At 67.3% G+C, this 8,331-nt stretch carries 10 protein-coding genes; 1 reads left to right on the forward strand and 9 read right to left on the reverse strand.

All coding sequences use genetic code 11. The annotated features are described in order from the left end of the window. The 9 genes from D2L64_RS26695 to D2L64_RS26735 form a co-directional block, all read right to left on the reverse strand. Positions 1 to 1,148, reverse strand: a 1,148-nt coding sequence (locus D2L64_RS26695) for a replication initiator (RefSeq protein ID WP_119579962.1), incomplete at its 3' end; no start/stop codon positions are given. Next, the gene (locus D2L64_RS26700; RefSeq protein WP_119579963.1) at positions 1,145 to 2,035 is read right to left on the reverse strand and encodes a DUF2637 domain-containing protein; all 891 of its coding nucleotides are present in this window, start codon (positions 2,033 to 2,035) and stop codon (positions 1,145 to 1,147) included. The genes D2L64_RS26695 and D2L64_RS26700, both read right to left, overlap by 4 nt. Then, positions 2,035 to 2,379 (reverse strand): RRQRL motif-containing zinc-binding protein, encoded by a 345-nt coding sequence (locus D2L64_RS26705; RefSeq protein ID WP_119579971.1) that lies wholly within the window; start codon positions 2,377 to 2,379, stop codon positions 2,035 to 2,037. Before D2L64_RS26705 ends, D2L64_RS26700 begins: the two co-directional genes overlap by 1 nt. Positions 2,380 to 3,146: 767 nt before the next feature. Then, the gene (locus D2L64_RS28140; RefSeq protein ID WP_233559171.1) at positions 3,147 to 3,449 is read right to left on the reverse strand and encodes a hypothetical protein; all 303 of its coding nucleotides are present in this window, start codon (positions 3,447 to 3,449) and stop codon (positions 3,147 to 3,149) included. Then, positions 3,446 to 3,967 carry a DUF6197 family protein gene (locus D2L64_RS26715; protein ID WP_119579972.1) on the reverse strand — a complete coding sequence of 174 codons (522 nt, stop codon included), beginning with the start codon at positions 3,965 to 3,967 and terminating at the stop codon, positions 3,446 to 3,448. Before D2L64_RS26715 ends, D2L64_RS28140 begins: the two co-directional genes overlap by 4 nt. 86 nt (positions 3,968 to 4,053) lie before the next feature. After that, the gene (locus D2L64_RS26720; RefSeq protein WP_119579965.1) at positions 4,054 to 4,239 is read right to left on the reverse strand and encodes a hypothetical protein; all 186 of its coding nucleotides are present in this window, start codon (positions 4,237 to 4,239) and stop codon (positions 4,054 to 4,056) included. Then, positions 4,236 to 5,123 carry an FtsK/SpoIIIE domain-containing protein gene (locus D2L64_RS26725; protein WP_119579966.1) on the reverse strand — a complete coding sequence of 296 codons (888 nt, stop codon included), beginning with the start codon at positions 5,121 to 5,123 and terminating at the stop codon, positions 4,236 to 4,238. Before D2L64_RS26725 ends, D2L64_RS26720 begins: the two co-directional genes overlap by 4 nt. A 113-nt stretch (positions 5,124 to 5,236) precedes the next feature. Further along, on the reverse strand, positions 5,237 to 6,169 hold the full coding sequence (locus D2L64_RS26730) for a hypothetical protein (protein WP_119579967.1): 933 nt from the start codon (positions 6,167 to 6,169) through the stop codon (positions 5,237 to 5,239). Positions 6,170 to 6,309: 140 nt separating this feature from the next. Further along, positions 6,310 to 6,642: a hypothetical protein gene (locus D2L64_RS26735; protein WP_119579968.1), complete on the reverse strand. Its 333-nt coding sequence runs from the start codon at positions 6,640 to 6,642 to the stop codon at positions 6,310 to 6,312. Between the two features lie 220 nt (positions 6,643 to 6,862). Here D2L64_RS26735 and D2L64_RS26740 point away from each other — a divergent pair, with 220 nt between their 5' ends. Beyond that, positions 6,863 to 7,708, forward strand: coding sequence for a GntR family transcriptional regulator (locus tag D2L64_RS26740; RefSeq protein ID WP_119579969.1), 846 nt, complete (start codon positions 6,863 to 6,865; stop codon positions 7,706 to 7,708). Positions 7,709 to 8,331 lie beyond the last annotated feature (623 nt).

Genomic DNA, 8,331 nt, shown 5'->3' on the forward strand with positions numbered 1-8,331 from the left:
ACCTCGGTGCTTTTGGTGACGTACTTGGCGATGTAGCCGGTGATCTGGGCGAGGTTGACCTCTCCGCCGGGGGCGTTGACGTGTTTGATGTCCAGGCCCTTGTCACCCCAGCCGATCTGCCATCCGTGCCCGTCGTTGGCGGGGTGCGTTGCGGAGGTGTAGGCGGTCTTGACGAATGCGGCTCGTACGGCGTTGGCGAACATGTCGCGGGTGATCACGGGTGGGGGTGGGACGATCGCGCCGGGGCAGTCGGGGTTCTCGCCGTCGAGGCGGATGAGTGCGTGGTAGTGGACGACGCCGCGTACCTGGAATTCGTAGACCTTGATGTAGCGGCGGCGTAGTTCGACGCCGTGGGCGCGGCCGAGGCGGCGTAGCTCGCGGTCGACTTGTTGGATGGTGCGGCGCCACAGTTCGGGGGCTTCGTGGTTCCACACGACCTGCCCCGCGTGGTCGTAGCAGTCCAGACACAGCGGCTGTCCGAGCTGGCTGTCGCCGGCCTTGTGCCGCTGTCCGCAGCGCAGTTCGTGGCCGTGGGGGCAGGTGCGGCCGAACGGGTGGCAGGCGGCGGGTCGGCAGGTGCAGCCGTCCTTGCGGCGGCAGTCGGCGGCGTGGACCTTGACGACCCGGTGGTGTACCGGCCCGAATGACGGGGCGGTGGCGGTGAGGAAGATGGCGATGTGTTCGTGAAGTGGGGGTAGTCCCCACCGGTCGCCTTGCAGCCCGGCTTTGATCAGGTGGAACGTGTCGCGGCGGTACAGCTCCGCGCAGGACGGGCACACCGTGGCGCGGCGGTTGCCGCAGGGGGTGTAGATGGCCCCGTCGGGCATGTCCTCGGTGTCGACGGTGGCGACCCGGTTGCCGTCGGCGTCGGTGACGTGGATCTGTCCGGCGAGCCGGATCGGGTGCTTACACGCCGAGGCGGCTTTGACGTGGTTGAGCCAGTCGGGGTAGTCGGGGTCCTGGGCGCGGGCGCGTCCGGAGGCGACGGTGCGCGGGTCGTGGCCGCGTACCCAGCCGTCGTCGGCCGGGTTGCGGGTGGTGCGGGTGGGGGTAGCCCAGGGCCAGTAGCCGGCGTCAGGCTCGGCGGAGGCTCCCGTGCCCGAAACCGTGGTGGTTTCGGGCGCGAGAGGCAGCGTCGAGGAGGTCACGCGGTGACTCCGACGGCGGTGCCGTTGTGGGTCTTGTCGTTGATGGTCGGGTTGTGGGTGTTCAGGGCCGTGAGGATGTCGGCGGCCGTGTTGGTGGGTACGCGGAGCCGGACGGCGAGTTGGCCGGCGGTGATGGGTTCACCGTGGGCTTTCTCGTGTGCGGCGGCGACGATCCGGGCGTTGGGCAGTAGTGCTGCCGGTGGGCCGGTGGTGACCGTCGTGGGTACCGGGGTTGTCGGGGTCGGGTCCGTCTCGGTGGTGTCCGGGGTGGGCTCGACCGTCGTCGTGGGCGTGGTGTCCTCGCCAGAGGTGGGCAGGTTGATGGGTTCGGGTGTCGGTTCGCTGGTGGGTTCGGGGTTGGTGGCCGGGGTCGCGGCGGCCGGGCGGACCGTCGGTGAGGCCGTGATGTCGGGTGACGGGGCCTCAGCGAGGGTGGCCGGCGCGGGTGCCGGGACGGTGTCGGTTGGCCGGTTGGCGTGTTTGTTGGCGAGTAGCGCGGCGGTGGCCTTGAGCATCAGGCCATCGACGGCGAGGGGACCGAGCCAGACGACGAGGGTTTCCTCGTTGTAGTGGTCGAGTAGTCCGGACAGGTGCCGGTAGGACACGAACGCGGCGACCAGGGCCACGGGCGGGAAACCGACCCAGCGGAGCAGGTTCCAGCCCAGGCCGGTCGGCCAGGGGGTGCGGGCAAGGATTTCGATGGCGATGAACAGGAACAGCGGCCACACGATCGCGGAGACGACCTTGCCGGGTTCCGGCGACCAGTCAGCCGGAGCATTGTCGGGGGCGATGAAGGAATGGGCGATGTTCGCGGCGACGGACACGAGTCCGCCGAGGGTGAGGCCGAGGTAGGCCCAGCCGCGCGAGGATCGACTGGTCGTGGGCATCAGGCACCTCCGGGGGTGCAGTCGAAGCATTCGCCGAGCGAGCGGCGGAGGTAGTAGGGCTTGACCTGGCCGCAGGTGGGGCAGGTACGCCGCGCGATCAGCGCCTTGTCGATGGCGGCACGCTGTGCCGCAGTGGCGGTCCGCTTGGGGAGCGCGAGGTCGAGTCGGTAGAGGTAGGCGATGCGCTTGCCGCGCCGCCACATGATTTGGGCGGCGGGTTCCTGGCCGCCGGGCCGCAGCAGCCGGGCGCGGAGTTGGCGGCGGGTGAGTAGGCCGTCGGGGGCGAACTTGTAGGGGTAGGTCGGCAGGCCGTAGCGCTCGCCGGTCGGGTCGTAGAAGACCATCGGGTCCTCCGAGTCGTCGTCGGCCTGGTCGTCGTTGTCGTCGGCACGGTCGGTGCCGGTGGTGAGGGTGGGGTGTTCGTAGGTGTCGCGGTCGATGTCCTCGGGCAGGAACGCCGCGCCGCAGCCGGCGCAGACGATCGGTGCCTCTTCGAAGGCGGTTTGGGAGATGCGCAGCTTGCGCGGGCACTCGCATTCGCAGGAGATGCCGTTGTTGTTGTTCGTGCGGGTCTTGGCTTCCCCGGTCGGTTCCGGATGCCGGTAGAACCGCAGCGCCTCACCGAGTCCGGTGATGGTGGCCTTGTAGCGGGCGCGGGTGAGGTCGGTCAGGGTGCAGGGCGAGTAGCCGAGCTTGTCGTCCTTGGTGGTGGACATGCCGAGTTCGGCGGCCAGGGTGGCGAATTTCTTGTTGTGCCAGCGGCCCTGTCGGGAGGTGTCCTGGATGCCTCGCACGTCGGCGAGGGCGTGGGTGGCCTCGTGTAGGAGGGTGGTGAAGATGGCTTCCGGTTCGCGGGACAGCCCTTCACCAGAGATCAGTACCTCGGGGAGTTGGCGGTCGCCGGCTTGCCAGCGCAGGGCGGCGAAGTGGCCCCAGGTCATGCCCTGATTCGGTTTGGTGGGTGAGCCGGAGCCGACGACGATCACGGCCGCCGGAACTTCGGGGTGTTGGGCGCGGATCGCGGCCCAGCAGGACTCCAGAGCGGTGATGAGCCCGGCGGTGGAAATGTCGTGGTGAGGCGTTGGGGTCGGGTCGGTGATCGGGGCAGCAGTCATCGAGTCACCTCGGCGGGAAGCGCGGTGGACAGCCGCTTACCGGTCAGGTCGGCAAGCTGATTCGGGGTCAGGGCGTCGATAGCGCCCCGGATTTCGTGGCGGCGGCGGCGCAGCAGAGGCCGCACGACGGCGGCGGTTGGGCACATCGGTGCCTTCTCGCTGTAGGGGTGGCCGCAGCCAGGGCAAGTGACAGGTACGGGAAGGCGGGCCGGGGTGTGGTCGGCCCAGAGGGTGACGAGCTGGGCGACGGAGACGCCCATGCCAGCGGTCAGCAGCCGGCGGTCCAGACGGGCGGTCATTGGCCAGCCCGCCAGGCGAGGAAGCCCTCACGGGTCGGGTTCTTCTCAGCCCACACGCAGGCGTCAGCGTAGGTTTCGAAGTCGTCCTCGGTGGCGTGGGTCCAGTCCCACTCGTCTGCCGTGGCGCGCAGGATGTCGGTGACCTGCGCGGCGGTCCGCCACGGGTCGTCGTTCCAGTCGGCGACGATCTGCGTGTCGGCGCAGCGGATCGCGTCCGGTTCGGGCACGTGGCCGTCCTGACGGAGGAAGTCGGCCAGGACGCGGATGGTGGTGTCTCGCAGCGTGGCGGCGATGTCGTCGCTGTGACCGTCGATGGCGGCGGGGTAGCCGTAGATGGCGACGGTGATCGCGCCGAGCGGGCAGGCCGGCGGGAAAGCGGGATGCTCGGCCAGCTCGTAGGGGACGCCTTGCGTCCAGCCGCGCAGTTCGAGGTAGCGGGCGGCGCAGCGCAGGATGTCGGCCGGGGTCAGGTCGGCCAGCGCGCCGGGGGTGGGGTCCGGTTTTTGGGTAGGGTTCATGGCGGCCACGTCCTCTCGTGGGCAGTGGTTGGGCCGGCAGGTCGGGTTCGCTTTCCTAGGGCTGGTCCCGGTCTGTCGGCCGTCTTCTATCGGTGGTGCAGGTGGAGCCGGAGGAACACCCGCTGCCTGCCGTCGTCGGTGGCGGTGGGTGCGGAGCGGAACACCAGAGAGCCCGTACGGCGGGCGATGGCGGTGAGAGCGGCGATGTCGTCGCCGTCGCCGATGAGCACCAGGTCCAGCACCCGAGTGGCAGGCTGCTTCGTCGTCTTCATGCGGCAGCCCTCGCGGGAGAGGCGTTGTCGGTGGTGAGGGTGCCGGTGTGGCGGCGGGTCCAGGTGGCGTAGTCGGCGACGCGGATGATGTCGGTGTCGGTGAGGTAGGCGGCCTTGACCAGGGCGGGGATGCCACCTTCGGCGATGAGGTAACCGGCCCCGTGGTTGTTGGGGTCGACGGTGTTGGAGGAGAAACCGCGGGCAGCCCAGCCGTGCCCGAGCACAATGTCGCTGGATACGTCGGTGGTGCACCGTCCGGCGAACCGCCACGCGAACAGGTCCCGCAACGAGGTGGGGATGATGTCCGACGACGGCCGCTGCGTCGCGGCGGCGACGATGATGCCGACGGCCCGGCCCCGGGCCACGATGTCGCGCAGCAGCGCGGCGAACAGCTTCTGCGTCTTCTCGTCTCCGGCGGTGGCGGAGAAGTAGGCGATCTCGTCGCAGGCCACGAGGATCTGCCCGAACAGGTCGTCAGGGCCAATCTTTCGGCGGCGGCGGGCCTTGAGGAACGTGTACCGGTTGTCCATCACGGTCTGCACCCGGTAGAGGGTGCGGATGGCGTGGTGAATGTCCGGGCCGACGAACACGTCGCAGGCGTCCTCCCACAGCCCGAGTTCGACCTGCTTGCCGTCCAGCAGGCACAGCCGCACGTCCGCGCACAGCGCCGCATGCCCGACGATCGTGTTCAACAGCGACGACTTGCCGGAGCCGGGTTCTCCACCGATGAGGATGTTGCGGTAGATCATCGGCAGGTAGACCGGCTGGCCGAACTCATCGATGCCGAGGAACACCGGGTCGAAGATGGACAGGCCCGCGCCGACCGGCACCGTGTCCGACGGGCCGGGGTTGGTGGGAAGTTCCAGGGTGTCGGTGAGGTCCATGACAAGGGCTCCCGAGGATTGGTTGACACGTACGTGTCACAGGCGGGCAGGGGAGGGTGGCGCGGACACTCGACCCAGGAAGGGGTGCCTGGTCCGCGCCGTCCCGTAGTCGGTTAGGCGTAGTCGGAGGGGTCGAACCCGGACGGGCTCGCGGTGTCCGTAGTGGGATTGCGCGGCTTGCGCGGCCGGGGCGCATCGGCCGGTACGGTGACCGGCTGATCCGGCACCTCGGGCAGGTCGAGGCCGACAGGCGGCATGCCCGGAGAAGTCGGAGCATTGGACGGGATGTCCGCCGGCACGTAGTCCGGCAGCGGCGACACGATCGTGTGTGCGAGAGGTTCACGGCGGGTGATGTCCACCCGCACGAGCGCCGCGTACTTCCGGGAGGCGCGCATGACGCGGACCTCGTTGGCCCAGCACGCCACGGCCAGCTTCTGCACCTGACCATCGGCTTCCAGATCCCGCAACGAGAGGCCGGGACGCAGCCACACCCAGACCCGCTCCCCAGCCGGGGTCGGGCGGGCGAGCAGGATCAGCGGCAGCGACCCATGCCGGTTCGTGGCGATGAACGCCGCGAAACACAACCGCAGCCGATGCCGCACGATCAGGCACCACGCCCACGACATGACCCGACGACGAACCGGGCCGATCGCGGCCGGAACGCCGACGACCAGGGCGACGATGAGCAGCGACAACCACAACGGCGTCGACTGCATCAACGCCACCCAGCCGTAGACGACGGCCAGACCGAGCAGAATCTCCGGCAGCCAGTGCCAGAACACCCGCAGCACCGGCCACGCCACGATCAGCGCGAACACCACCGCGCCCAGCACGACGCCGAACGCGACACCGGCCAGAGCACCCAGGATCGGATGCAGGTAGTGCGACGCCACCGTCGCGGCGAGCAGACCGACAACGGCGGAGGTGACCCAGAAGGCGATGACGGCCCGACGACGGTACGAGCGGGCAATCGGGGCCTCGATGACAGTGACAGTCCCGTTGTGGTTCGACCAGCCGAACGGGGACCGCGAACTAGACTTGCGCACGACAAGTCCTCCCTGGCAGTAGGGAACGGATTTGTTGCCAGGACGCGGGGTCGCAGACGACGCCAATCAACGGCGACCCCGTGTCCACCCATCAGCAGCAGTGCAGATGAGGAGCCAGGTCAGGAACGACCAGGCAGCTACTACTTGGTGTCGGTGTCCAGCGGACGAAGACCCGCCGCGCGGAACGCGACCCCGGAACGCACCTTGCCGTCCCGGTCGTTGACCCAGGGCAACGCCTCCAGGTCCACCGGCAGCACCGGCTGACGCACCGCCACCGGCGGCACCACCGGGCTCACCACGGTCACGTTGATGACCTCCGCACTGCCCTCCGACAGCGCGTACAGGTGCACCGTCCACATCGGCTGCTTCGTCTCCCGGTCGAACTTCTGCTGACCGTTCTGGTCCAGCTTCGGAACCGGGTTCACCGACACCTCGTACGACACCCGCGTGGTGTCCAGCATCAGACGTCCCATGACTGACTCCTTCTCTCGGATGGGGCTTGCCCTCGTTGGGCTAGTGCCCGATGTCGATAAAGCTAACAGTTGATATGTGTACGAGGCAACTGTTAGGTCCAAGATTCTTTCGACCGTCGTGGCGACATTGCTGTGACCTGCGACTTCTCGCACATCCGTTCTGATAGGTAACTGGTAGCCTCAGGGCCTACCAGCGTCATGCCAACGACGGGAACCCCTGATGTCATCGCCCGACAAGCGCCTAACGCGCACAGAAGCTCTTCACCAGCAGGTCGCTAGGCACATCCGCAACGAGATCGATGCCGGCGCGCTGCGGGACGGCGACGTCTTGCCCTCCACGCGAGAACTAGCCGAGCAGTGGGACGTCAGCGTCTTCACCATCACCGAGGCTATGAAGCTGCTCGCGGCCGAAGGGCTAGTGGCCAGCAAGTCACGCTCAAAGAGAGTGGTTGTCGCACCTGCAACAGAGCGTCGTCCGGATGCGCGGCTAGCTCAGCCCCAAGTGGTCCTCATCGGCGGCTATGCCGGCAGTGGCAAGACTGAGTTGGGTCGGATGCTCGCGAGAGAGACCGGTTGGCCGATCCTGGACAAGGACACCTTGACCAGGCCCGTTGTCGAGGCTGCGCTACAAGTGCTAGGCCAGTCGCCTCATGACCGTGAATCAGCAACCTACCTCGACCTGGTGCGGCCACGAGAGTACGAGTCTCTGATTGCGGCTACCGACGAGAATGTGCAGTGCGGCAATAGCGCAATTGTCACGGCCCCATTTATTCGGGAGTTCCACGACCTAGCCTGGATCAAGCGAAGGCAGGCTGCCTACAGAGATATGGGCGCTGGCACCACCCTCGTTTGGGTCTACTGTGACGCCGATACGATGCAGACCTACGTTCGACATCGCGGAGCTGCCCGTGACGCAGCAAAGCTCGCTGACTGGCCGCAGTACCTGACTTCGATTGATATCAGCTTCCGTCCGCCGGTCGACCACATCGAAATAGATAATTGCGCGTCGGGTCGTCCGCTGCAAAGCCAGGCCCGAGAACTGCTCAAGACCATCATTGGTGGGTGAGGATGCGCCAGGGTCTCGTGATGTACGGACCTCCCGCATCGGGGAAGGACACCGTCACCGCTGCTCTCTGCGAGTTGGACCCCTGCTATCAACACTTCGAGCGCTTGAAGGTTGGCCCGGGGCGAGTAACAGGGTATCGGATGACGACGCTCGAAAACCTAGCACGTCTTAGAGCAGCCGGTTCGATTCTTTGGGAGAACGCAAGATACGGTGCCGTGTACGTGGTTGATCGCCCGTCACTCGTGAGGACTGAGGACGACACGATCCCTGTCGTCCACCTCGGCCAGGTCGCTGCGGTGAATGCAGTCACACGCGGAACGCCAGAAATCAGTTGGGTGGTCGTGCAGCTCTGGTCTGACCGGCAGACTGCTGCCACACGGATTACGGAGCGAGCGACGGGCGACATCGCCGCCAGGCTTCGGGCATGGGACGAGACCGAATGGTTGGACAACGCCAATCTCACGATTGATACATCGGCTGTCTCCCCAGCGGAAGCAGCTGACTTGATCCATAGGGTGGTGTCCAGTCGCTGGCTGAGTCGCGACAGCGCAGCGCGTGGATGATGTGAGAACTTTCTGTACGGGATCAAGGCGGCCCGCTTCGCAGGCCGCTCGCGCCGCCGA

This window comes from Micromonospora radicis (genome assembly GCF_003583405.1).
GTDB lineage: Bacteria > Actinomycetota > Actinomycetes > Mycobacteriales > Micromonosporaceae > Micromonospora > Micromonospora radicis.

Coding starts and splice junctions, on each gene's coding strand:
- D2L64_RS26725 (WP_119579966.1), bottom strand. CDS start 5,123: ATGGACCTCACCGACACCCTGGAACTTCCCACCAACCCCGGCCCGTCG.
- D2L64_RS26735 (WP_119579968.1), bottom strand. CDS start 6,642: ATGGGACGTCTGATGCTGGACACCACGCGGGTGTCGTACGAGGTGTCG.
- D2L64_RS26715 (WP_119579972.1), bottom strand. CDS start 3,967: ATGAACCCTACCCAAAAACCGGACCCCACCCCCGGCGCGCTGGCCGAC.
- D2L64_RS28140 (WP_233559171.1), bottom strand. CDS start 3,449: ATGACCGCCCGTCTGGACCGCCGGCTGCTGACCGCTGGCATGGGCGTC.
- D2L64_RS26705 (WP_119579971.1), bottom strand. CDS start 2,379: ATGGTCTTCTACGACCCGACCGGCGAGCGCTACGGCCTGCCGACCTAC.
- D2L64_RS26700 (WP_119579963.1), bottom strand. CDS start 2,035: ATGCCCACGACCAGTCGATCCTCGCGCGGCTGGGCCTACCTCGGCCTC.
- D2L64_RS26720 (WP_119579965.1), bottom strand. CDS start 4,239: ATGAAGACGACGAAGCAGCCTGCCACTCGGGTGCTGGACCTGGTGCTC.
- D2L64_RS26740 (WP_119579969.1), top strand. CDS start 6,863: ATGTCATCGCCCGACAAGCGCCTAACGCGCACAGAAGCTCTTCACCAG.